Source organism: Colwellia aquaemaris (genome assembly GCF_057548755.1).
This window is the reverse complement of sequence record NZ_BAAJLV010000001.1, coordinates 880,750-905,900: the sequence shown is the minus strand read 5'-3', so window position 1 is coordinate 905,900 and position 25,151 is coordinate 880,750. Positions and strand designations below refer to the sequence as shown.

At 35.9% G+C, this 25,151-nt stretch carries 18 protein-coding genes; all 18 read right to left on the bottom strand.

The window, feature by feature from the left end:
• Positions 1–6: 6 nt before the first annotated feature.
• Positions 7–1,413 (bottom strand): hypothetical protein, encoded by a 1,407-nt coding sequence (locus AC27HL_RS04020; protein ID WP_487079085.1) that lies wholly within the window; start codon positions 1,411–1,413, stop codon positions 7–9.
• Positions 1,414–1,434: 21 nt separating this feature from the next.
• The gene (locus AC27HL_RS04015) at positions 1,435–2,691 is read right to left on the bottom strand and encodes a DUF711 family protein (protein ID WP_487079083.1); all 1,257 of its coding nucleotides are present in this window, start codon (positions 2,689–2,691) and stop codon (positions 1,435–1,437) included.
• A gap of 71 nt (positions 2,692–2,762) precedes the next feature.
• On the bottom strand, positions 2,763–4,100 hold the full coding sequence (locus AC27HL_RS04010; protein ID WP_487079081.1) for a phenylacetate--CoA ligase family protein: 1,338 nt from the start codon (positions 4,098–4,100) through the stop codon (positions 2,763–2,765).
• A 33-nt stretch (positions 4,101–4,133) separates the two neighbouring features.
• Positions 4,134–5,366 (bottom strand): glycosyltransferase family 2 protein, encoded by a 1,233-nt coding sequence (locus AC27HL_RS04005; RefSeq protein ID WP_487079080.1) that lies wholly within the window; start codon positions 5,364–5,366, stop codon positions 4,134–4,136.
• Positions 5,356–6,870, bottom strand: a complete 1,515-nt coding sequence (locus AC27HL_RS04000) for a lipopolysaccharide biosynthesis protein (protein WP_487079079.1) — start codon at positions 6,868–6,870, stop codon at positions 5,356–5,358. The genes AC27HL_RS04005 and AC27HL_RS04000 overlap by 11 nt, the downstream gene beginning before the upstream one ends.
• 73 nt (positions 6,871–6,943) lie before the next feature.
• A complete protein-coding gene (locus AC27HL_RS03995; protein WP_487079077.1) occupies positions 6,944–7,951 on the bottom strand; it encodes a polysaccharide biosynthesis protein in 1,008 nt (335 codons plus the stop codon).
• Positions 7,952–7,978: 27 nt separating this feature from the next.
• Positions 7,979–9,100, bottom strand: a complete 1,122-nt coding sequence (locus AC27HL_RS03990; RefSeq protein ID WP_487079075.1) for a DegT/DnrJ/EryC1/StrS family aminotransferase — start codon at positions 9,098–9,100, stop codon at positions 7,979–7,981.
• An 11-nt stretch (positions 9,101–9,111) separates the two neighbouring features.
• Entirely contained in the window at positions 9,112–10,200 is a 1,089-nt protein-coding gene (locus AC27HL_RS03985; protein WP_487079073.1) for a DegT/DnrJ/EryC1/StrS family aminotransferase, read from the bottom strand.
• A gap of 32 nt (positions 10,201–10,232) precedes the next feature.
• Complete coding sequence (locus tag AC27HL_RS03980) at positions 10,233–11,084, bottom strand: acyltransferase (RefSeq protein WP_487079072.1); 852 nt, start codon at positions 11,082–11,084, stop codon at positions 10,233–10,235.
• 16 nt (positions 11,085–11,100) lie between these two features.
• A complete protein-coding gene (locus AC27HL_RS03975) occupies positions 11,101–11,946 on the bottom strand; it encodes a 3-hydroxyacyl-CoA dehydrogenase NAD-binding domain-containing protein (protein ID WP_487079070.1) in 846 nt (281 codons plus the stop codon).
• A gap of 43 nt (positions 11,947–11,989) precedes the next feature.
• Positions 11,990–13,252, bottom strand: coding sequence for a UDP-N-acetyl-D-mannosamine dehydrogenase (gene wecC / locus AC27HL_RS03970; protein WP_487079069.1), 1,263 nt, complete (start codon positions 13,250–13,252; stop codon positions 11,990–11,992).
• Positions 13,253–13,352: 100 nt separating this feature from the next.
• Positions 13,353–14,480: a non-hydrolyzing UDP-N-acetylglucosamine 2-epimerase gene (gene wecB, locus AC27HL_RS03965; RefSeq protein WP_487079068.1), complete on the bottom strand. Its 1,128-nt coding sequence runs from the start codon at positions 14,478–14,480 to the stop codon at positions 13,353–13,355.
• A 216-nt stretch (positions 14,481–14,696) separates the two neighbouring features.
• Positions 14,697–15,725: a UDP-N-acetylglucosamine--undecaprenyl-phosphate N-acetylglucosaminephosphotransferase gene (wecA, locus tag AC27HL_RS03960; RefSeq protein ID WP_487079067.1), complete on the bottom strand. Its 1,029-nt coding sequence runs from the start codon at positions 15,723–15,725 to the stop codon at positions 14,697–14,699.
• A gap of 13 nt (positions 15,726–15,738) precedes the next feature.
• Complete coding sequence (locus AC27HL_RS03955; RefSeq protein ID WP_487079897.1) at positions 15,739–16,716, bottom strand: Wzz/FepE/Etk N-terminal domain-containing protein; 978 nt, start codon at positions 16,714–16,716, stop codon at positions 15,739–15,741.
• 214 nt (positions 16,717–16,930) lie between these two features.
• Positions 16,931–19,774 carry an SLBB domain-containing protein gene (locus AC27HL_RS03950; protein WP_487079066.1) on the bottom strand — a complete coding sequence of 948 codons (2,844 nt, stop codon included), beginning with the start codon at positions 19,772–19,774 and terminating at the stop codon, positions 16,931–16,933.
• Between the two features lie 169 nt (positions 19,775–19,943).
• Positions 19,944–20,981: an NAD-dependent epimerase/dehydratase family protein gene (locus AC27HL_RS03945; RefSeq protein WP_487079065.1), complete on the bottom strand. Its 1,038-nt coding sequence runs from the start codon at positions 20,979–20,981 to the stop codon at positions 19,944–19,946.
• A gap of 44 nt (positions 20,982–21,025) precedes the next feature.
• Positions 21,026–22,306: a Vi polysaccharide biosynthesis UDP-N-acetylglucosamine C-6 dehydrogenase TviB gene (gene tviB, locus AC27HL_RS03940; protein WP_487079064.1), complete on the bottom strand. Its 1,281-nt coding sequence runs from the start codon at positions 22,304–22,306 to the stop codon at positions 21,026–21,028.
• 45 nt (positions 22,307–22,351) lie between these two features.
• Entirely contained in the window at positions 22,352–25,066 is a 2,715-nt protein-coding gene (locus AC27HL_RS03935) for an SLBB domain-containing protein (RefSeq protein WP_487079063.1), read from the bottom strand.
• Positions 25,067–25,151: the final 85 nt, after the last annotated feature.

Here is a 25,151-nt window from a genome sequence, read left to right as displayed (position 1 = left end):
CCCAAATTAAAATACCTTGATTAACACCCAAGCAATATGAATAAAAATAACGCTTCCATACCAAAATTTAGAAACAAAACTTAGTCTTTTCTTAAGGTATTTATCAGGAAACACAGCTAAAATAATGAAAGCTGCCATAAATTGGCCTAAGTGTCGTTGCTCCAATGAGGTCAGAACTATTGCTGCAACATTAACTATCAAATACAAAGAGATATACGCTAACAAAACATAATTTTTTTTGTCTTTAAAATAGTTTTTATATACAACATAAACACAAACTAACACGGAAGGGAGTAAAACAACTTTGAATAAACCGTACAAACCAAGCAGCCAATTATAATCATTTGCTTGAAAATTAAAATGCACCCATAAAGGTAGTGGGTATAGTAACATTACAGCTGTACCTGTAATCAACCTAATAGGAATAGGTTGGTTTATTACGATTTTCATTCCAAGAGAATTATTGGAGCTTTCATTAGCCGAAAAACCTTCATATTGTGTTAAGCCAGCATTTTGAATTTCCATCATCAAATTAATATAATCTAATAGTGTGCCACTTAAAATAACAACCCCAATTAAAACAGCTACTAATATAAATAACCGAAGTAAAGTCAGGCCTCTTTTGGTAAACCAAAAGAATAATGCTAATAAACAATACACTCCAAAAAGTGCAATTGCCTCTACCCTTAAAAAAAACATAAAAGAAGAACTAATAATCAAAACTAAGAACAGAATAATAAAATTCTTTATCTTAGGTTCTTTCAACCATCTTATAAGCCCCCAAAGAACAACAACATTCAATAGCGTAGTAAAACAATCTCTTATTAAAACGGAACCAAATAATATAAAAATCCCACAAAGGCTAAACAACACAGCTGTTTTGTTTAATCGAATTTCATCATTTCCATAAACAAGCCTCGCTATGGAAACTGTAGTCGCAGCCGTAACTCCCATTACCAAAGAGTTGATAAGCACTCCAATATATGGTCCTGCATCAAGTCCTACATTCCAAAAAAATATATATAACTGCTGCCATATTACAATTGGAAGCGCATACTCCATAGAGTAAAGCTGCTGCTCAATTTCCTGGAATGGCGGTGCTAAATCAATGCTGGGAAAAAAAAAGTTTGCAGCATCAAACGTACTTTGTAAATTATCGAAAAATAATAGAGAGTAGCTCTGTGCCAAGCCACCAAAAAAGACACAAACACTAAATGTAAAAAAATATGCTTTAATTTCTGATTTTTTATTTTGAAACGAAAGCATACAAATCAACAATCCGATGCAAAAGTAAATTAAAATAACAAAAAAAACATCAACTGTTGAATTTGCTACTCCATATAGTACTCCACCGATAAAGAGAAGTACTAAAAATACATACTTCTCTATAAATTTGTTTGCAATGAATGTCATACATAAAATCGCATTATTTCGTTATAGAAAATCACACTCGTTGTCACGAGAATATGTAAACAAGGACTCTTTACCTAACTTCAAATCAAAATTATCAGTAAATGTTGAGTTTTGAATTCGGGTGTTAACAAAAAAGTCATGTTCAAACTCAGTAATATCACCAAAAGTTTTGTTTGGAATTGGTAATATTCTAGCTCCCAATGGTTTATCCAACCACGTAGCCTTAGCCGATACATCGAGCATAATAGCTTTTAATTCAGCTGTTGTTATATCACCTGGCACGGGTAACATATCCACACCACAACCACAAATTGCTGATACGGATAATAATTGAGAAACAGGGAGGCTATTTAAATCTTTACTAATATCTGTAAAGCCATGATCTTCAAGAATTGAATACATCACACCATTAAAGCCCGTAGCCTTTACACCACTTTCTTTTATAATTGATTTAATAATATCTGTTAAGTAGCTTGCTAAGAAAGCAGTCCCTACCTGCCCAAAGCGTGGGAGCCCAAGTATTTTCATTAAATAAGGAACACTTGATTCTTTATTTTCAGGGTGTGGAGCAAGAGAAGCATCAATTCCATTATATATAACCCCAGTTTCTCTTTCTAAGTTTACACAAACATCATTTACGTTAGAAAGAGAGTTAACTAAACTGGCTATAATTTCATCCCTCAATAACATCAAATCTGTGTTTTCAGATGACTTAACTATTTCTACTATTGGCTTAATTAATTCAAGTGCAACAGAAAAGCCATCTTCTCCTTTATGATGCATAAAAGGAAAAAATGCTCCATTTGGTTTGGTGTTAAATGAAACACCAAATCTAAAATTATCAAACCCCGTAGGACTTAGCATAGAAACTTCTTTAACAAGTATTGCAGCACTTTCTATCTCTCTAGTACCGATCGATTTTTCTTCTGTAGCTTTAAAGTTAACAAAAGTATTGTCATTATTTTTCAACACATCAAGAGCAGTTTCATTTGTTAATGCAAGATTATTTTTAATTAAGTTAAAAGGTACTACAAACCAACGAATATCATTCTCTTTGCAAATTTTAGAAATAGATGCAACAGTACTTAGCACATTCTCATGATCATTTTTATCATTTACATTAAATGGAGATAGACCTATACGTTGGGTTCTAAGTTCTATTGAGTTATCCTGAAACTTTGAGTTAGCCAACTTAAAGAATCTTTTAACATTTCCATTCAAGTTTGAGAATTCAACATTTTGAGCATCCACACCATAGGTGATTGATCTTATAATCATTTTAATTTCTTAATCCTAATTTAATCATTAATTAATATCCAAATATTACTGCCATCTGTTAGTGCATTAGATTAATCCACCAATGAAACAACAAACCGTCTTTTACCTGAAGGCAAAGGCGGAATGTCATCCACCTCATTAAATTCCACTTTCATTTTCTCACCTAAGTTATTATCAAAGCTGTGCAAAATAGTATTTCGCTCTTCATTAGTTAATGGCTCAGATAATACGATATCAATTATTATCAAATCAGACTTTTTTTGTACTGCTGTATATTGTCGAACTTTATCACCAACCCGTAACACATGTGAGAAATATTCACCATGAATTTTCCTACCGTCTATAGCGGTTACAAAATCAGAACTTCTTCCTGCTACTTTTCTCAATAATTGACTGTTTCTTCCACAAGAACATTTATTCTTAGTTTGGATTGCAACATCTCCAACTTGATATCTAATCAATGGAAAATGCATTTGAGTCAAAGTTGTAATTAAAACATCTCCTTCCTTTTCCCATACAGCTTTCGTTGTATCAGGCTCGCATATTTCAACCAAGTTTCCAGGAAAGTTGACATGTAAACCATCATGGCGTTCATCCTCAAAAGCAAGTAGCCCAACTTCTCGACAACCGTATCGATTAAAAACAATTTTCCCAAATACTTCCTCAATAACTTCTCTCATTTCTTCAGTTAATGTCTCTGCACTGGTTACAATTCCATTAGTGGGATAATTAGGAACAATATTTTCTCTTCGCAAATATCTAGCCATTTGATATACGGCGCCCGCTATACCAATAATAACTTCAGGTTTATAATTAGAAAGATCCTTATGAAAAGCTTTCATTTGTCGATCATTCATATCAAATGAGTCATATAACCTTATATTTTGGATTTTCTCTTTAAGTTGGGCAATAAAACCTAAATGCTTTTTAGTGTCGCACGGCGCAGCCCATAAATATGCTGTTTTAGCTCCTGGTTTCCATCCTGCGACGGAGTCTGTATGATACGCACTACTTAATGAGTAATTCATATAATCTTTTGAATGATAAAACGTTTTTACAAACCCAGAAGACCCTCCACTAGCGTCCAGCACCATATCATCTGCAGTAACCTTATTTGACAAAATATTATCTCGATGTTCTTGTAGTAGTTTTTGAGTTAATATTGGCCACTCATCCCAATACTCTTCTGCCCTATCAGGATCCCAAGAATTTTTAATAAAAATATCTCTATAGTAAGGACAGTGGTTGGCGGCATGCCTTAGTATCATAACCTTTTGATTATTTATATATTGATTAATTTTTTCAGAGCTCCAAAAGTGCATACCTTTTAGCTCTTGAGATCTATTCCAGCGTTTAGCTATTTTAGGGATTTTAGGGTAAATAAATGAAGATATTTTACTAATTATCATTGCAGGTGCCTTAAATGATTAATATTAAAAATGCTAAGACTTACGAGCTACACACTTAGAAAAGTTCAACTCTTGTTCTTTCAAAAATTGAGTTAGTTTTTCTGAGCACTCAGCCATATCATTAATGTTATAGATTTCGACTTTTGTCCTAAGCTTTAAGATAAGCATCAATCGATTCCAAGCACGTTTTAGAAATGCTACACCTGGCCCAGTAAAAGCGCCAAATATAAACTCTATGCAGCCTAAAATAGCATTTTTTTTCTGCAATTTTAAAGATTTTAAAAGGTGCTTAAAAATAGGTCTCTTTATATCCGAATAACCAAACGCGCAATACGCACATAATTTTGGTACATTTAATTCGTCAACAAGATCTTTTCTATTCATAGCCTTTAAGGCTGCGATTCCTGCGTCAACCCAAAATGCCTCTCCAATAAAGAGATAAGGTACCTGTTCATTCCACTTATATTCTCCCCTACCTTTAAAGTGTGGGGCACTATCCATTGATCTTAAATGGGCTTTTTCAATATGATGTGTTACTTCTGCCACACTACAATGCCCTGGTATAGTTAAAGGATATTCAATAATAGCAGCTTTTTTTGCAACACAAGCCAATGCAACAGATGAAAACATATCAGGACTAGCACCGCCAAAATACCCACCAGTTTGTTCTTTTATCAACTCAAAACAATGCCTTCTTGCGATACCATGATAAACTTTAGGCATATTAAAGTTCAAATAATACAAACCACCATTATTCATCAACCTTTTAACTTCGGCTTCTAAGTCTATTTCGACAATTTTACTACTAAATTCTTTAATAGATAAATTACCTCCTACAACCTTTGTAAAAGAACTTGACTGTAAGCCAGTATCTGGCCATAAATAATGAGCAGTTTGTCTTATAGATAGTGAATCTAAGTTATTTTCCCTAGCCCATAAAGCAGCGTCCATAATTTCGGGATTAACACCATCATCATCTCCAATGAAACAAACATATTCTCCTGAGCTACTCTCCATACCAGCGTTAAAATTATCAACAATGGATAGTCTTCGTGCAATATGTTGATAAACTAACCGGGAATCTGAAATATTCGCGTCTACATATTCTTTCAACTCTAAAGTTTCACTATTATCTTGAATTACTAGCTCTAAATCCGCATTCTCTATAGCTAGAATGCTATTTATAGCAGATATTGCATACTGTACTCTGTTAAAGGTAGGTATAACTATGCTTAGTAATGGCCTATTTTTTTGCCTATTTATCATAAGAACTTCCAATTTTTTTTATAAAACTAATAGCTACTTCCTTTACTGACTGCGTAGTCATCAGAATAAAGAAAAAAGCAACAGACCATACCCCTGCTATATAAAAAAGCAATAGTAATTTTGATTTTATTGCAGGTAAAAGAGCAAGACCTAAACTTAAAATTGGTAATGAAATCGTAAGTGGCTTTATAACACTACTCCATAACCACCTTTTTATTTGCCCCTTTAAGAATTGACGGTGCAAAAGATACGCATAAGGTGGAATAACAATTAGGTTCATCGACAACCAAGCAATTGCGGCACCTTCAATGCCATACTTTGGTACAAGACACAACAATGAAGGTATAATTATAGCAATTGACAGGAGACCTATTTTTAGGTTCAGTGTTACATTACCAAATGCCAGTGCTATATGGAAAGGCACTGCAGTAAGTGATTGAAGTAAAGCCCCTATAATCAATAATGCTGAGACATTTGCGGTAGAGCTTGCAATACTCGTAGAATCAACCCAAATATCAATTAATTCATAGGAAAAAAAAACTCCAGTTAAAGCTGAAGGAATTAGAACAATGCAAACAAGCTCGCTCGTTTTATGGTATAGCGCTTTCAATTGAGCAAAATCATTCTCTTTTACGAGTAAAACAAATTTTGGAAACATAGCTCTTGTTATTGGCCGACACAAGACTCCAGGGACGGTTGCTAAAGTTCCGGCTAAAATATAGAAACCTAAGAGTTCTAAAGTTAAGAATTTACTAACTATGACTTTATCCAGCTGTAATAAAGCAATAGAAATAAGAGCCATACCAAACATACCAATAGCATAGCGCCATGAGTTAGTTATTACATTTCGTCGAAAACTATATTTTAATTTTTGAGCGGCTACAGCCTCCCAAATAAATTTTCTAGTAAGAATTAAATAAAGGAAATTTGATAACAATTGCCAGTACATAAAAACTTCTATACTAGAGTCGAACCAATATAACATTGCAACAGAACCAACACCTCTGAACAAACTCCATGATATTTGCAAAGAGTTTGCTAATACCTGCTGCTGCAGACCAAGTAACCCTCCCAAAAATAAATTAGCTGGAAGTTGGAAAGCAATAGCAAGGCCCATAATTTTTATTAAATCAACAAGTCGATCATGGGCAATGATATCAGAAGTCAACCAAGATGAAGCGATAATAGGAGAAGTAAAGAATATAAGGAGAGCTAAAAACACAGCAATGAATGAGTAAATTATTTCATATGTTTTTAAAGCATCTCCTTTATGAGGAAGGTCTTCTTTTTTACCTGAGAGCCGAGCCATATCTCTTGTCAAGGCGGCCGTTAATCCAACATCAGCAAATGCTAGCACCCCCATAAGAGTGATATAAAAACCAACTAATCCATATGCCTCAGTACCTAAAAAATTTATATAAAAAGGAACAAAAAGAAAAACAGATACAGCACTCCATATTTGCCCAATATAATTTGCCCCAATATTAACCCTGGCTTTATTCAACCTCAAACCTCTATACAACTACAATGTTAACTTTAAAATAAGTATCGATTTTCTTAGGAACTAAATTATTTGATTACAATTCACTTTTGATATAATCAAGTGTGAGCATTAAGTTTTTAGTTTCATTAACATTAAGTTGTTGTGTATTATGAGAGGTATAATCTTCAATATTATTTAAATCAACCTGCCCATCCAGAATATATTTATCATAGTTTAAATCTCTATTATCAGCAGGTATTCTGAAGTATTTCCCCATATCCACAGATTTAACCATTTCCTCTCTTGATACTAATGATTCAAATAACTTCTCACCATGCCTTGTACCTATAACCTTAACTTCCGCACTTTCCTTATTAAACAATTCTTTTAAAGCATCAACTAAAACATTTATCGTGCTTGCAGGTGCCTTTTGAACAAATAAATCACCTTGCTCACCATGTGAAAATGCGTGTAGAACTAGATCTACTGAATCTTCAAGGGACATTAAAAATCGGGTCATATTTTCATCTGTAACCGTTAATGGTTGTTCACTTTTAAGCTTTTCTACAAATAGTGGAATAACTGAACCCCGTGAAGCCATAACATTACCATATCGAGTCGCGCATAAAATAGTTCCGCCTTCCGGAATTGTTTTAGATTTAGCTACTAGCACTTTTTCAGCCATAGCTTTTGATATTCCCATCGCATTAATAGGGTAAACAGCCTTGTCTGTACTTAATAAAATAACTTTTCTTACGCCATTCTCAATAGCCGCATCGATTACATTCTCAGTACCATTGATATTTGTTTTTACTGCTTCCATTGGGTAAAATTCGCAGGAAGGAACTTGTTTAAGTGCTGCAGCGTGAAACACATAATCAACTCCTTTCATTGCTTTATCTATACTACGAAAATCTCTAACATCACCAAGAATAAACTTAACTTTATCATTTTTAAGTAAAAGCCTTAAATCTTCTTGCTTTTTCTCATCTCGACTAAAGATACGAATCTCTTTAACATCTGTATCTAAAAAACGCTTTAAAACAGTTTTACCAAATGACCCTGTACCACCGGTAATCATTAATATTTTATTGTCAAACATATTCTTTCCAATATTCCTAAATTTTTATTAATATTTACTGATAACCCTGGTTAATACAGTAATAATTTTACTTATATCTTTTTCATTCAACCACCACCCACATGGTAGTGCTATAATGCTATTTTGGAGTTTTTCTGTATTCGATCCTGATTTCAAACCATTTGTTGCAAAACCACTATATAAATCATTTCTTTGATGCAAAGAAGATACTTTTATTCCAGCTTCTTTTAAGTCGCACATAACTTCGTTTCGATTATTAACAGTAATTAGATAAACCCAATACGCGGGCAAAGTTCCTTTAATAGGCTCTATAACATTTATTAATTCATGTTTTGATAGGTGCTCGTTTAATTGCTGTACATTTCTAAAAGTTTGTTTTTGTCTTTCTTCTACGGTTGTGAGTTGTTGGTAACCAACTGCGGAAGACAAATTATTAAGGGTTATAGACCAGCCTATTTCAGAAATATCTGCCTTTGGATTAATCTCTCCATCCACTGTTCTAAAAGTACTAAAATCAATACCAAACCGACGTAATTTTCTTGCTTTATCAGCATCACTTTTATGTTTGCAAATCAGTGCTCCACCCTCAAAAGTATTGATTAGACGATTTGGGTAAAATGACAATACCCCAAAGTCCCCAATACTACCAACATACTCTCCTTGAACCCTTGCAAACATTGCATTGTCACAGTCTTCGATTAATTTAATATTATGTTTTTTACATATTTCTGAAATAGCGTCCACATACCCAGGATACCCTGCTACATGATATAAAATAACAGCCTTTGTTTTATGCGTAATAGCTTGCTCTAGTTCAATCGGATCCATAAAGACGGTTCCTTCTTTCACATCCACCCAAACAGCTTTGGCACCTAATAACGCAATAGGTGCATTTGTAGCCATGCATGCAAAGGCAGTTGTTATTACTTCATCACCGCTTCTAACACCAGATAAATGCAGAGCTAATTGAACGGCGCTCGTCATGTCATTTGTTGTTACAATATGCTCTTTATTTAATAAGCTAGCTAAACCATCTTCAAATTGTTTTACATATTTCCCTGATGCGATTAAACCAGAATTTATAACCTCTACAGCGGCTTCGGTCATTTTAGCATCCGAATACGTTTGAAATAACGAAATATCAGTCATACGATGCTAACCTAACCTTTTTTCAGTTTTTCAAGTATAGATTCACGAGTTTCCTCAGTAACCCACCAACCACAAGGGATATGAATCATTTTTTTATAATAACTATCCAAACATGGCAATGTTTTTACGAATGGTCTAAAAATTGAGTGAAAGTGATTAGGCCTGTGCAATTTTGATGCTGTAACATTAATTTCGGCAAGGCTACGTTCAATTTCATCACTATCTTCTGAAAATACTGTATATAACCAATAACTAGGTTCTGCATATTGGTCAAATATGGGTACTGATAAGCCACTAATTTTAGGTATATTTTGGTCAAAATAACGGCCATTATCTTTATGTACTTCAAGCCTTTTATTGATATCACGCAATTGCGCTAAGCCAAAAGTTGCGGCAACATTGTGCATATTGTACTTATAACCAATTGACGTAATATCTATTTCAGTACGTGGAACTCCTTTCTCCAATCCAAACCAGCGAAACTTTTTTGCTGTTCTTAATAACGTTTTATTTTTTATGGAAAGAAAACCGCCATCCACTGTCGTCATATGTTTAATCGCTTGGAAAGAGTATATTGCAAAGTCTGATAATTTTCCTATTCCCTGATTATTGTACTTAGCTCCAAGAGCGTGTGCACAGTCCTCAATTAAAGGAAGGTTATATTTACTAGCAATAGCTGAAATTTCCGCTAATCTAACAGGAATACCAGCATAATGCACAACAATAATAGCTTTGGTTTTATTAGTAATTTTTGATTCTATTGAAGAAGGATCAATATTTCCTGAATTTGGGTCCACATCTGCAAAAACGGGAGTCGCACCGACCTGCAAGATGGTAATATTAGTAGGCTCCGCTGTCATACTAGTTGTTATAACTTCATCACCTGAACCTACGTTGGATAACACTAATGAAGCATGTAATGCAGCAGTACCACTACTCATTGCGACACCACAATCTAAATCAAATTTAGCTTTAAATTGAGCTTCAAACTCATAGACAGTATCACCTTCACCTATCATGCCACTATATAATACCTTTTCTAGAGAAGGCATCAGTACATCAGCACTAGGCATACCAACTTTAATGAGTGGAATATTCAATCTTTAATTTCCTTAATATAAATTTTAATAAGCTATAAATTAGTATAAAAACGAGCTCTATTTCCAGATAAGTATCTTATAAAGCTAACTTCCAGTTCTAAAAGGTTTTTAGTATATTCTTTAGTTTCTATACAAAATTTTGACTCAGATGCTTGAAGTTGATATTTGGTGTAGTTACCAGAGTCTTTTATAACAATGATTCTCTGTTCAGGTGTAGAAAGTTTAATTATATTATCATTCTCTTCTAATAATACATCTTCATTTACACTTAAAAATTCATAAGCCCAAGTTTTCATTAACTCAAACTTTTCGTTTAATGAAATAGCTTTATAAAAGCTTAAAGCCGCTCGAGGTTTAGCGGGGATCCCCATAACAACAGAGTTATCGGCAACATTTTTTGTAATATTTGAGCCATTCATACAAATAGCTTTCTTTCCAATAGTTACACCTGAACCAACTGTACATGAGCCAACCAACCATGCATCCTGCTCAATGACAACAGGATTTTCACCAATTAAAGTACAGCCTTCAATTTGTTCTCCTGCGGCAACATGAGACCAAATTTGTGAGTACATGCCAACCCTAACCCCATTCTTTACTTCTAATCCTCCAGTTCCATCTAAGATTGTATTTTGTCCAAACCAGCAGTGTTGCCCTATATTAACTCCACGCTTACAAAGTACTAACGTATTCGCATGTAAAGTTGTCCAATCATCAATGTTTACATCGCCAGACTCAACTACAACTTTAACATTATCTCCTAGGGTAATATTATCGCCAATTACCACTTTAGAAGGGGCATTGACTACAAACTGCACATTATCACCAATTCGAGAGTTCTGTCCTAATTCTACTATGCCATCGCCAACTATTACGTAATTCAAAATATTTTCTTCCTATTTAATATTTATAAAAACCAGACTTAACCTTCCGACCTAATAAGCCAGCCCTAACATATTTTCTTAGCATGGCGTGTGCACGATATTTAGGGTCACCCGTCTCAAAATAAAGAGTTTCCATTATTGATAAACAGACATCATTACCAATTAGATCTGCTAATGCTAATGGACCAATAGGGTGATTGGCTCCTAACATCATTGCTTTATCTATATCTTCTGCAGATGCTACTTGCTCTGAAAGAATAGCAACAGCTTCATTAATCATTGGAATTAGCATGCGGTTTACGATAAAACCTGGCGATTCATTTACAATTACAGCTTCTTTATTCAGTTGTTTCACTAACGAAAGAGACTGTGCAAGGGTTTCTTCGGATGTACTAACCCCTTTAATAACCTCGACCAACTGCATTACAGAAGTTGGGTTAAAGAAGTGTAATCCTATAAACCTATCTGGAAAATTGGTACATAAAGCTAATTCTGTTATAGATAATGATGAGGTATTCGTTGCAACAATAGCTTCTGAAGAAATAACCTCCTTTAACTTTTTAAAGAGTTCGATTTTATCCTCTTTAACTTCGGAAATAGCTTCTATGTATATATTTGCGGTAATCAAATCGCTCAACGAAGTCGTCATTTTTAGCTTCTCAAGTATACTAGTAATCTGTGTATTACTTAGGTTTTCTTTCTTACCAAACCTATTCACTTGTTTTTTAATTTGAGATTCTGCTTTCTTTAAAGAATCGTTGCTACGTCCCCAAACTATAATTTCCTGATAATATTCTGAACAGCTGAAAGTAGCCGCTATACCACTTCCCATTGTTCCACAACCAATAACACACGCTTTCAATTTCGCTATTCCCACACGTTAGTTAATTACAAAAAACATTAAGTTATTTCCAAATCCCTTTTGTATCAATAACATTCATACGAGGAGGGTTTTTCGCAAACTCTTTATGTTCAACCAATGCGACATGAATATCTGCATGTTTTATAGCATAATCATAGTCACTGAACTGAATTTCATTACAATCTAAAGTTGTAATATTTGGCTCTACACCTAAAACAGTACCTGGGTGTATACTTGCTAAATGTTTAGATATCCTTAAAGCAGGGCTCTCTCTTAAATCATCTATATTCGCCTTAAAAGCCAAACCATAACAGGCAATAACAACATCTTTCGCGGTTTTTCCTGGGTTAGCCTGAAGAAATTCAGCTATAGAGACCTTAACTTTATCAATAACCCATTGCGGCTTACTATCATTCACTTTACGGGCGGTATGAATGAGCTGTGCCTGCTCCGGCGTCTTAGAAACAATAAACCATGGGTCAACAGCAATACAATGCCCGCCTACACCAGGGCCTGGTTGAAGAACATTTATTCTTGGATGACGGTTTGCTAATGAAATTAACTCCCAAACATCAATATCTAGTTTATCGCAAATAATAGAAAGTTCGTTTGCAAAAGCGATTTGAACATCTCTGCAACTATTCTCTGTTAATTTGGCCATTTCAGCTGTCCGTGCATTGGTTATAACACAATCGCCTTTAACAAAAGCTTTATATAGCTCGACAGCTTGTTCTGAACATTTAGCTGTTAAACCTCCAATTACACGATCGTTTTCAACTAGTTCTCGTACTACATGACCCGGTAAAACTCTTTCAGGGCAATGAGCAATTCTTACATCAGATTTTTCACCGTGAGTTTTAGGAAATGTTAAGTCAGATCTATATTCAGCTAACCATTCAGCCATTTGCTCGGTAGCACCAACGGGAGATGTAGACTCTAGAATCACTAAATCTCCGTTTTTTAGAACTGGTGCAATAGCTTTTGCAGCAGATTGAATATACTTCAAATCTGGTTGTGGAATATCACCTTTATTTTCTGAGGGTAAAAAAGGTGTCGGCACAGCAATTAAAAAGGCATCAGCAGGCTCAGGCGTTAGAACAGCTTTAAGCTTTCCATTAGTTACCGCATTATGAACAATTGCATCTAAATCAGGTTCAACAATGTGAATTTTACCACGGTTAATAGTTTCTACGGCGTTTTTATTTACGTCTACGCCAATTACATTTTTTCCATATGCAGCGAACATTGCTGCAGTTGGCAGACCTATATAGCCTAAGCCGATAACTGAAATTGTTTCAAATGACATTAGTTTAAACTCTTTCCATTTAATTCTATAAATTCTTAATCTTTACAGATCGTTAAATTACTTGATCAGATCTTGAAATAAATTCAAAACGACTGCTGCTTTATTGCTTCGCCAGTACATCACAAATGCGTGAACACGCTTTGCCATCGCCATAAGGGTTATGAGCAAAACTCATTTTTTTATAAGCCTCTTCATTTGACAATAAGCTAGTAAGTTCGGTTACAATGGTTTCTACATTTGTACCAACTAATTTCACCGTTCCGGCATCTAGCGCTTCAGGGCGTTCGGTAGTATCACGCATTACTAGTACTGGCTTTCCTAATGAAGGCGCTTCTTCTTGTATCCCGCCTGAATCAGTTAAAAGTACGTATGATTTATTCATCAAATATACAAAAGGTAAGTAATCTAATGGCTCAATGAGAAATACATTATTCAAATCAGCAAGAAGTCGATTAACTGGCTCACGTACATTAGGGTTTAGGTGCATTGGGTAAACAAATTCAACACCAGGGAATGCTACTGCCATTTGTGCAACCGCTTGACAGATGCGCTCAAAACCACCACCAAAACTTTCACGACGATGCCCTGTGATCAATACAAGGTGTTTATTTTCGTCAAGAAAATCAAACTTTGCCTGTAAGGATGATTTTAATTCAACATTAGTTTCGAGCTTTTCAATGACATCAAGTAATGCATCGATAACCGTGTTACCGGTGACTATGATATTTTCAGGGTCGATATTTTCGGTTAACAAGTTTTGCTTTGAGGTTTCAGTTGGAGCAAAATGTAAATCAGCAATGGCACCAGTTAATTTTCGGTTTCCCTCTTCAGGCCAAGGTGAATATATATTACCAGTACGCAAACCAGCTTCAACATGACCGACTTTAATTTGTTGATAGTACGCCGCCAACGTTGTTGAAAGTGTGGTCGCAGTATCACCGTGCACTAAAACATGATCCGGTTTAAACTCTTCAAGCACCGGCTTTAACCCTTGCAGTATGCCACAAGTAATATCAGTTAAGTCTTGACCTGGTTTCATCAAGTTCAGATCATAATCAGGGACGATTTCAAAGAGCTCAAGCACTTGATCTAACATTTCACGATGCTGCGCGGTAACGCAAACTTTAGCTTCAAAGCGCTCATCTGCTGATAATCCATCAACAAGGGGAGCCATTTTTATGGCCTCAGGGCGAGTACCAAATACTGTTAAAATACGTTTTTTTGTCATTTTACTATCTTAAATTCAAATTATTTAATGTAAAAATGTTGAAAACTTCAACATCAGCACTAAGGTACTCTTTCCACCTAAGACAAAACTACCGTCATTGGGGTATATTCAAATACACTCAATTGACCTTTCTCTATTTTAAATAGTCCTTACTAGAAAAGGACCTATTCCTTAAAATCTAGTATGAGATGGCTTTTGATCAACAGACTCATAAACTTATTCAACATACTTCCAGCTAAAATGGCGAGCATATCGATTATAAAGCACAAAAAACAATACAAATAATATTAACGATATACTTTCTGGCACTTGAAAATATTCGCCTAGCAGTCCAATAATTGACATGACTATCGAAAACGCAGTAATAACAATTAGTGTTTGTCTTGAGCTTAAGCCCGCGCGTTGCAATATATGGTGTAAATGATCACGGTCGGGCTTAAATGGTGATTTACCTTTACGATAACGACGCATCACTATTGCTAGCATATCCATTAATGGTACTGCACATATCCACAAAGCAGTAACAGGCCTAAACGATGCGTTCTCACCTTGTGTACCCATGGAAAGTAACCAAATAACACTTAAACCTATAAACATGCTACCGGCATCGCCCATAAATATTTTTTTAGTGAACTTTTGAAAAAAACCGAGATTAAACATTAAATAAGGTAAAGTTGCCGTAGCAAGAATTAGAGGGTAGCTCAGGTAACCATGATTACCACTCATTAAAAATAATACTGCGATTGCAGTAAAGGTATTTAAACTTAAACTACCTATTAGCCCGTCAATGCCATCTACCATGTTATAGGCATTAATCACTACTATTATAGCTATGTAAGTAAAAACAATACCAAAAGCGCCTAAATTCACATCACCAAAACCGAATAAATCACCTAGGTCTGCAATATATCCACCAACACCATAAATCATTAAGCTGGCAATAATAACTTGGCCAACGATTCGAATTCGTACACGTAAATCATACTTATCGTCAAGTGCACCAATAAATACCATCATTGCTGATGCTATTAAATACATTCGTAGTTCAAGTGTATTTGGTAACCAAAGTAAACTTGCAGCTAACACAGCTGCAAATATTGAAATACCACCAATTAATGGTATTTGCCCTTCATGATGTTTTCGAGCATTCGGTTTATCAACCAGTCCAACATCAACAGCTATTGGTTTAAACAATTTAATAGCCATAAAAGCACTTAAAAATGCAGTAAAGGCAGCAATAATCATCCTAATTAAACTCCTATTTACCCAAGTTTTGTTCTGAAACATGACTTTCAGACGAACTGCCTTTATTCGTAAAATAACGAACTAAAACAATTAGCACAGATAATATACCACCAAGCATGGTACCTAGTACTACAATAAGTGCTCGTTTGGGCTTAGCTTTTTCATCTGGGGCATTAGCGGGATCGATAGTCTTCAGCACATATTCTTGAGATACTTCAGCTAACATAATGGTTTTCGTTTGCTCTTCTATCAGTTGATAGAATACCGTTTGCATATCAGCCAACTGAGTTTCCTGCAATTTTTCACTTAAAAAGTCAATACTGCGTTGTGCTTCAGCCTTATCTTGCTCTCGCATAGTATTATTAATTTCAGCGACTAACCAAGTTAACCATTGTTTAGCAATTTCGGGAGAATAATGTTCAATAGAAATTGTAACCATCCCTGTTTCTTTATCCCTTGAAACAGATAGCATAGCCATGAGTGCTTTGAATGATTCCCACTTTGAAGGTTCAGGTGTTTTTGGTGGTTTGACTTTCCTTAACCATGATTTTGTACTACTATCATAGAGTTCATCATTTAGCACTAACGTATTAGTTTTAGCGTTCCAATTTTTGGAGGCTATTAGTGGAACTAATATATCGTATTTGGTTATGAAATTTTCAATAAAAAGGCGCGATTTTAACACTTCAAGTGCCAAGCCTGTTTTGTCGGTACCGCCGCTACCTAAATTTATGCCAGCTAAACTTGCTAAACCGCCAAATTGCCCAGCCATTTTAGCTAAACCGCCAGCCCCACCTTGCTCACTTGCAGGCGCTAGTAATGTAGAGGCTCTATAAATGTTAGGTTGATTGATAGCATATATAACTGATGATATCGCGAATATAAAAGTAATAACTAATATTAATATTTTGCCAGACCAAATAGCAGCCCATAGCTCTGCCAAGTCAATTTCATCAGCATTAGTGTTTTGATAAAAGGCATTCGAATTCATCGCCAAAAATTCAGGCGAAGGATTTCCGTGTAATTTATTACTTTCCACAATAGCTCACATCTATTTTCATTTTAATCTTTAGGTATACCAATAGCTGCAAAGCATATTGTAGTTTTCCTGTCGGCAGCATTATAGCAGTTATTTAAATTTAGTTAACTGCTGTTTGAAATTTTGTTTTCTCTGTGCCTACCAAAACCAGCCCGTGTCTCATATTTTATAAACTGCCAATTGCTGCAACGGCAACCGCTGAGTTATAAATAATTTGTGTAACTGCCGACCAAAGCGTTAGGCCGTCTTTATACTCTAAATCTAATGGTATGACTATAGTATCGCCAGCCGCTAGTATATCACTTTGATTTGAAAACCAGTTACTGTTACTCGCTAGCCGAACAGAGCCATCAGCCTTGATAATATAAATTTTCTTTTCATCAGCACGAGTTTTTAAGCCACCTGAGCGTTCAATATAATCATATAAATCTAAATTAGACTTATATAAATGAGATGTAGCATACTGAACTTCTCCGATAACGCTAATAGATTCACGCTTTTTGGGAATATAAAGAGCATCACCATCATCAAGACGAATATCTTTCAAGCTTTCATTCTGTAATAAATAAGGCAAGTCAATTACCAGCCGGCCAACCGCTTCAGCTACACTTAACTTTTGTAGAAGCTCTGAAGATTCCGCAGACTCTCCATTGTTTAAATTATCATCGTTAGTCAGGCTAATTTGCGCAGTTTCACTTTCTAGCTGTTCTTGTAAATGTGCAATTTTTTCTGCTTCTTGTCTTTTTAAGGCTTCACGGGTAAATATAGCTGCTGCAGCGTCTGCCTCTACTGTTAAACCACCAGCGCGGTTAATAACATTGACCAGAGTTTCGCCTTTTTGCAATACATACGTGCCTGGGAAAACAACTTCTCCCGCCAATTTTACAATTCTTTTTACCTGCCAATCGGGAATACGTTTTATATGCAAGGTATCAAGTGACTTGAGTAAGAATTCATCCGCTAAATTGATGTTTTGATGACTCGTTTCGGCTTTTTTAACGCCATCATGACTAAAGCGTACTAAGTCAGCATTTACTAAGTAACTTGACTCTTTCAATCCACCGGCCAAATTAATTAATTCTCGACTTGTCATATTCAATACGTATGGGTACTCACCTGGAAAATGAACATCGCCAGAGATTGTTACTATATGTTGAGCTTTAGATTTATCAGCTTGTTGTCGTAATTCGGCAATCAATTCAGCCAATAGCTCTGTTCTTGGCTTACTCCGGTCAAATAGAAACAAACGATCAAGTGGTGCAAGAGAAACGTTTTTTGCCGTATCATTTGTTAAATCAATATAAGTAACATTGGTGTGCAATCGTTGATCTTTTCTTGCAAGTAATGCAAATCGCAATTCTGACTTTTCTGTATAGCCCATTGCAGCGTTGAGCAAATCATACACGGTTGCATTTTCAGTAAGAGGATATTCTCCAGGGTTACGCACTGCACCATTAATGCTAACTATCTTTGCTAAATCGGCGAATTTAGTTTGCGCTTTTAATATATCAAGTAAAGGAACTAAACTTTCACTACGATTTCTTTGCTTGTTAAAAACGTAAATTGTATCTTCTGGGTTTAAGATAAAATCAGAGCTTGTATCTTTACTTTCAATATATTTTGAAAAATTAATACTATGGCTTGTCAATTGGCCTGAAACTGGGTTTTTCCTTATTACTAAAATGTATTCAAGATCTGGCTGCGCTTTAAAGTCGTTAATGCTTTGCAGAATATCACTTAATTTAATATTTTTATGCCAGCCATAAATGCCAGCTCGCTGAACATGACCTTTTAAAGTTAAGCTTTTTTCTATGGTTGATAATACCGACGCAACCTCAATAGTATCGCCATTAACCACTTTTTTATTTTTTTCAGTTGCTAAATTAACGCTAATAACTGAGCGTAAACCACTTTTATTTATTCGTTCAATCTTGCCAACTTGTTTATAGGCTGTTGCTTTTGCTCCCCCTGCTAGGCTAATAACATCACCTATGTTCGCCTCATTTTTCAATTCATATATTGCAGGTCGATTAACTTCACCCTTTACGCCAATGGTTGCCCCTACGGTTGGAATAAAAACAACATCGCCAGCCATAAGGTTAATATCCCCTGACGTATCACCATTTAGTAACAGTTGGTATAAATCTAAATTTGCTATTACCTCACCACGACGTTTCACTTGAATATTTCGTAACGAACCAATATCACTTATACCACCAGCAGCATACAAAGCTTGAGTAACTGTAGATAGTGAACTCAGTGTATAAGAAGCGGCTCGGTATGCTTCACCAAGCACAAATACACGTATTGATCTTAGCTCTCCCATAGAGATACTAGCTTTAACGCCAATTTTTCGTTCTTGAATTATATTTGAAATTAAGTTTTTGGCGTCACTAAAACTTTGGCCTGCAACATTTATCGGTCCAAGTTTTGGAATATCAATATTACCTTGGCGATTAATTGTTAAACTCAGGTTAACCGTTTCCTTGCCATAAAGTTGAATAGATAATGTATCACCCGGCCCCAAAACGTAGTCAGACGGAATTGGTACATCGGACACTGGAGCAAATGTTGTTGGTTCGCCAGCAAAAAGGCTATAACCGAAAGGCTTTAATTCAAGAACTTCAGGCGTAGCAGTAAATTGCAGCTCTTCAGCAACATCTTTATTTGTGCCTTTACTGACAATACTATTTTTATTTTCTTTACCATTAAAGAAGCTAAAGTCATCTGCATGCGCAATTTGAACACTATTATTTATTTCTTGGGGCACAGCACGACTTGGCACCAACTCGTTCAATGAAGGGGAATGTTGTTTGGTTTCAGACGACTTTGTTAACTCAACTAGGTTAGAAAGATCAACGCCCATACTTTTTGCTAAAGCTTGTTGTTGGCTAGGCGAAAGTTGTTTAAATTGCTCGATTTGAGCTTGACTTATTTCGGTTGCTTGAAGATTAAAAACATTAATAAAGAGAGAAAGGGAAAGTGTATACTTTAAAACTGAAAACTTCATTTATGTACTTCTAATAATCCAACTGTAAGAAACCGTTCTATTATTAGATAAGCAGTCAGCAATATAAATAATGCTTCCAATTATATCCATATAACGGAACATATAAACATCTATAACAAAAAATTAACATATGCGCTCATTAAGAGCGCGCCATACTAGATTAGTTAGACTATTTTGTCAAAAACTTAATATACCAAGGCATCGCTTTATCTATCCCTTGCTGTATGCGGAATTCAGGTTGATATCCTAATAATTTTTTAGCTTTAGAGATATCAGCCTGGGAATGGCGGACATCTCCAGCTCTAAATTCACGATATATTGAGTCTTTTTCATAATGAACGTCATTGCTAGCAAGTGCTGAGGCTAAACTTGAAAACAACTCATTCAATGTCGTGCGATCACCGAGTGCGACGTTGTAAACTTGATTTTTTCCTGCATCCTCAGCTACAGCCGCCAAAATATTGGCTTGCACTGCATTTTCAACAAAACAGAAATCTCGACTGGTTTCTCCATCGCCATTTATATACAAATCTTGATTTTCAATCATTGCTAATGTCCACTTAGGAATAACAGCTGCGTATGCGCCATTTGGCTCTTGGCGTTTACCAAATACGTTAAAGTAACGCAAACCTATTGAGTTCAGGCCATATGTCTTTTGAAACACATCCGCGTAAAGCTCGTTAACATATTTAGTTACTGCATAAGGTGATAAAGGTTTACCAATATTTTCCTCTACTTTAGGTAGTGCGGGGTGATCGCCATATGTTGAGCTCGATGCGGCATAAACAAAAGTTTTCACTTTCGCTTCTTTTGCAGCAGTTAACATATTCACAAAACCAGTGATATTTGCTGAGTTCGTTAAAATCGGGTCGGCAATAGAACGCGGTACTGAGCCTAGAGCGGCTTGATGTAGTACATAATCTACACTTACGCCATGCATGCTTATGGCTTTTTGGCAGTCTTCAACATTTCTAATATCGCCTTCTAGAAAAGTAAAATTTTGCCATTGTTGCACTGCTACTTCCGACTCTACTTCGTCCAAATTGTGTTGATGACCGGTAGCAAAATTATCTAAACCTATTACCTTTTGGTCTAACAAAAGCAGTGTTTCTAATAAATTAGAGCCAATAAACCCTGCAACACCAGTTACTAACCATGTTTTAGGTGACTTGACTAACGCTTCTTTTACTTCATCGTAACGAGACATTTTTCATCCATTAAATTGTATTTAAATAAGTAGCAACGTGTTAATTACAAACGCATATCTACAGAGTCTTTCGGCAAGACATATTTTAAATCATAAAGAACATGATTTTCTTTACCTAACGCTCGAATACTTTCAACACCTAACGCTTTAAATTCATTATGTGAAACCGCTAAAATAATCGCATCATAGCTAGCGATTTCGGGCTCAGAGATTAAACTCAAGCCATATTCATGTTCAGCTTCTTCGCTTGAGCACCAAGGATCAGTAATATCAACTTGCATGTTGTATTCTTTTAACTCACTGACCACATCGACAATTTTAGTATTACGTAAATCAGGACAGTTTTCTTTAAAGGTTAACCCCATAACTAAAACTTTTGCTCCTTCTACCTGAATGCGCTTGTGTAACATGTTTTTTACTAATTGTGAAACTACGTATGCCCCCATACCGTCGTTTAAACGACGGCCAGCTAGTATCATCTCAGGGTGATAGCCAACAGACTGGGCTTTATGCGTTAAATAGTACGGGTCAACACCAATACAATGGCCGCCAACTAGCCCTGGACGAAATGGTAAAAAATTCCATTTAGTGCCGGCTGCCTCTAATACTTCCAACGTATCAATATTGAGCTTATTAAAAATAATCGACAGTTCATTAATTAGTGCAATATTAACGTCGCGTTGCGTGTTTTCGATAACTTTTGCAGCTTCCGCTACTTTAATAGAACTTGCTTTGTGAGTACCAGCAGTAATAATAGAGCTGTATAAATCATCAACAATAGTCGCAACCTCAGGAGTAGAGCCCGAAGTAACTTTTAGAATATTTGTAACACGATGCTCTTTATCACCAGGATTTATGCGCTCAGGTGAATAACCAGCATAAAAATCTTGGTTAAAAACTAATCCAGATACTCTTTCAACAACGGGGATACATGCTTCTTCGGTGGCTCCTGGGTATACAGTTGACTCGTAGACAATAATATCACCTTTACTTACAACTTTTCCTAGCATTTCACTAGCTTTAATAAGAGGAGTTAAATCTGGCTGCTTATGACTATCAATTGGTGTTGGCACGGTAACAATATAAACATTCGAGTTTTTCAAATCTTCAATGGTGCATGAAAAACTCAAATCTTTCGTTGCTGCAAGCTCTTCATCACTCACTTCTAAAGTATTATCGGTACCACTTTTTAACTCGTTAATGCGTGCTCGGTTAATATCAAATCCTAAAGTTTGATATTTCTTGCCAAACTCGACAGCAAGTGGCAGTCCAACATAACCTAAACCAATAATTGCTATTTTTGCATCACTTAAACTGTTTAACATTCTTTTCTTTCCATTATTTCAAGTTTTTATTTCAGTTGTTAAAAACTAAATGCCGTTAATCGCAGCAACTGCGACCGCCGCATTGTATATAATTTGCGTTGCAGTTGACCATAATGTCAAATCATTCATATATTCAGAATCAAGTGGCACGACTATGGTATCGCCAGGTTTTAATGAGGTGTCAGAAGCACCTGCAAACCAATTATTCTCTTCTAACATTTTTATACTACCACTGGCTGAGATAACATAAATGCGCTCTTCATCTGCGCGCTTTTTCACACCACCACTTTGCGCAATATAATCTTCTGCTGTCATTGACGCATTGAATAAATGTGAAGAGCCAACTTGCACCTGCCCAATAACATTAACCGAATTTTTCTTAGTCGGAACATAAAGCACATCGCCGTCTTCAAGTAACACTTGCTCGCTACGCGCAGTGAGAATTTTCGGTAGGTCAATAACTAACCGACCAACAGGTTCAAGCTCAGTGATATCAGCCAGTAATTTCTGCGCATCATCATAAGATGCTGAAGTACCTTGCTCCGTTAATGATTTTGACGCCATTTCAACACGTAAATCGCCAGCCAATTTAATCAAATTTTGCTGTTCTAGTTCTTGTAATTTTTTACGAGTAAATACTGAACCATCAGGGTGAGCATATTGCGTTAAACCACCAGCCTTAACAATTAAATCGGCCAAGGTTTCTCCACGACTAATAGTGTATTTACCAGGGAAGACAAATTCCCCACGTAATTCAACGACATGATTTTCACTCCATGCAGGAATTTTATGAATATTTAACCGATCTTTACTTTTCAGTGCGATGTCAAAGTTTTCATCACCTGCTAACGCTAAGCCAAGGTCAACGTTTATCGAAACTTTACTCGCGCCATCATCGCTAAACTGATTTCGAGTTACTTCCGCGCGGGCTAAATAAGCAGATTCATTGACACCACCTGCTGCAGCAACCACATCACTCACTTTAGCATTTTTAGCTAATGGATAAATGCCAGGAAATTTCACTTGCCCGTCAACTTCAATTATTTGGATAGGTTGGCCAGAAGCTCCTTGTTGACGTAATTTCCTTAACACGGGTGCTAGCAGCCGGTGACGTGAAAACAGCGCCATTTCGCGAATATCCACTTCACCCTTGACTTCATCGTCAGTAATCTGTACTAAAGATTGAGATACAAGATCCTCTTCTTCACCAGAAGTTGCATTTAGCGAAGGCTTTGATGGATTACCGCCATATTTTTGCCAAAACGATTTTTCTTTGTAAATACTCTTTGCAAACTCTCTTTCTTTAGCGAAAAGTTGCTCTTGTGTATAAGCCAACTCATCTAGAGATATTTTTTCATCGATGTGCTTAGTGACATTTGAAAATATTAAAACTTTATCATTAGGTGATAATGATAAATTATCAACAGAGTCTCTATTTTCTATCGCTTTAGCTAAATTAAATTGTAAAACTTCAATATTTCTAGCTTTATCGATCTGACGAACCACTAGACCATAATTTAAGTCTGCATTAGTTAAAATATGAGAGTCTAAATTCGGTAACAAATCAATGACTTTAATACCTTGCTGCCATTGATATTTGCCAGGGCGAGAAACGGCACCAATTACAGTAATTGATTTTTCATACATGCCCGAACTTTTCATTACTCGAATATAATCGCCATTTTTTACTGGCTGCTGTAAAGCTTCGCTCTGCGTTAAGTCAATATTAACAATACTGCGTAAACTGCGATTATTATAACGCTCTACCACGGTAGATTGCGGAAATGCTGACGGTAGTAAGCCACCGGCCATCGCAACCAACTTATTGAAGTCATCACCTGGCTTTAACTCGTATACTGCTGGGCGTCTAACTTCACCAAGAATAGAAGCAGATTCACCTTGTGTTGGGATAAAAACGACATCTCCTGATTGCAATAAAATGTCACTTGAAGAATCACCATGAATCAACAGCTCATAAAGATCGACTTTTTGTATCAACTTACCGGCTCGTTTAACTTCAATATTTCTTAATGAGCCAATATCACTAATACCACCTGCGGCAAAAATAGCATGAGTTACTGAAGACAAAGAGCTTAAATTATAGGGACCAGGCTTATACGCACTACCTAAAACGAATACACGCATAGAACGTAGCTCTGCCAAACTAACAACAACATTTACACCTATCACACGTTGTTTTATACGCTCTGAAAGAAACTGTTTCATTTCTGAAAATGCTAAGCCCGCAATTTTTATTGGTCCAACATTAGGTATTAAAATAGTGCCTTCGCGTGTTATTGGCAGCACATAGTCAGCATTTTCCTTACCATAAATTTGTATTGATAATTGATCACCTACACCTAAAATATAATGTTCAGGAATCGCAATATCCATAGTAGGTGCGAAGGTACTTGGCGCATTAGAAAACACATCGACACCAAATCGCTCAAGAGGTTTAAACAGTTGTTCATCAGATTCATAAGACGGTACTTCTTGTCCTTGATTTGATGATTCATCAACATTTTTTGTTCTCGGGGTAATCGGCGTCGTTGAAAGCTGACTAGCTTGGCTAGCACCCGATATTTGCCCCATAACAGCGTTTAGATCGACCCCCATACTTTTCGCTAAAGCTTCTTGTTGAGCTTTTGGAAGTTTTTTAAATTGCTCAATTTGCTGTGGACTAATTTGAGCTGACACTACCGAGAATGAAAGAGTACCAAAAATAAGAATGGTCGCTAGCTGGCGAATATAGGTAATCATTTGCGCGTATTTCTTCCTAATATATACGAAAATTATAGCTAAATTTAACTAAATAAAGCTCAAACAGCGTGGAGTTTATCAGTAA

Excerpts from the sequence above, each read along its gene's own strand:
- AC27HL_RS04020 (WP_487079085.1), bottom strand. The coding sequence starts at position 1,413 with ATGACATTCATTGCAAACAAATTTATAGAGAAGTATGTATTTTTAGTA.
- AC27HL_RS04015 (WP_487079083.1), bottom strand. The coding sequence starts at position 2,691 with ATGATTATAAGATCAATCACCTATGGTGTGGATGCTCAAAATGTTGAA.
- AC27HL_RS04010 (WP_487079081.1), bottom strand. The coding sequence starts at position 4,100 with ATGATAATTAGTAAAATATCTTCATTTATTTACCCTAAAATCCCTAAA.
- AC27HL_RS04005 (WP_487079080.1), bottom strand. The coding sequence starts at position 5,366 with ATGATAAATAGGCAAAAAAATAGGCCATTACTAAGCATAGTTATACCT.
- AC27HL_RS03995 (WP_487079077.1), bottom strand. The coding sequence starts at position 7,951 with ATGTTTGACAATAAAATATTAATGATTACCGGTGGTACAGGGTCATTT.
- AC27HL_RS03990 (WP_487079075.1), bottom strand. The coding sequence starts at position 9,100 with ATGACTGATATTTCGTTATTTCAAACGTATTCGGATGCTAAAATGACC.
- wecC (WP_487079069.1), bottom strand. The coding sequence starts at position 13,252 with ATGTCATTTGAAACAATTTCAGTTATCGGCTTAGGCTATATAGGTCTG.
- wecB (WP_487079068.1), bottom strand. The coding sequence starts at position 14,480 with ATGACAAAAAAACGTATTTTAACAGTATTTGGTACTCGCCCTGAGGCC.
- wecA (WP_487079067.1), bottom strand. The coding sequence starts at position 15,725 with ATGATTATTGCTGCCTTTACTGCATTTTTAAGTGCTTTTATGGCTATT.
- AC27HL_RS03955 (WP_487079897.1), bottom strand. The coding sequence starts at position 16,716 with ATGAATTCGAATGCCTTTTATCAAAACACTAATGCTGATGAAATTGAC.
- AC27HL_RS03950 (WP_487079066.1), bottom strand. The coding sequence starts at position 19,774 with ATGAAGTTTTCAGTTTTAAAGTATACACTTTCCCTTTCTCTCTTTATT.
- AC27HL_RS03945 (WP_487079065.1), bottom strand. The coding sequence starts at position 20,981 with ATGTCTCGTTACGATGAAGTAAAAGAAGCGTTAGTCAAGTCACCTAAA.
- tviB (WP_487079064.1), bottom strand. The coding sequence starts at position 22,306 with ATGTTAAACAGTTTAAGTGATGCAAAAATAGCAATTATTGGTTTAGGT.
- AC27HL_RS03935 (WP_487079063.1), bottom strand. The coding sequence starts at position 25,066 with ATGATTACCTATATTCGCCAGCTAGCGACCATTCTTATTTTTGGTACT.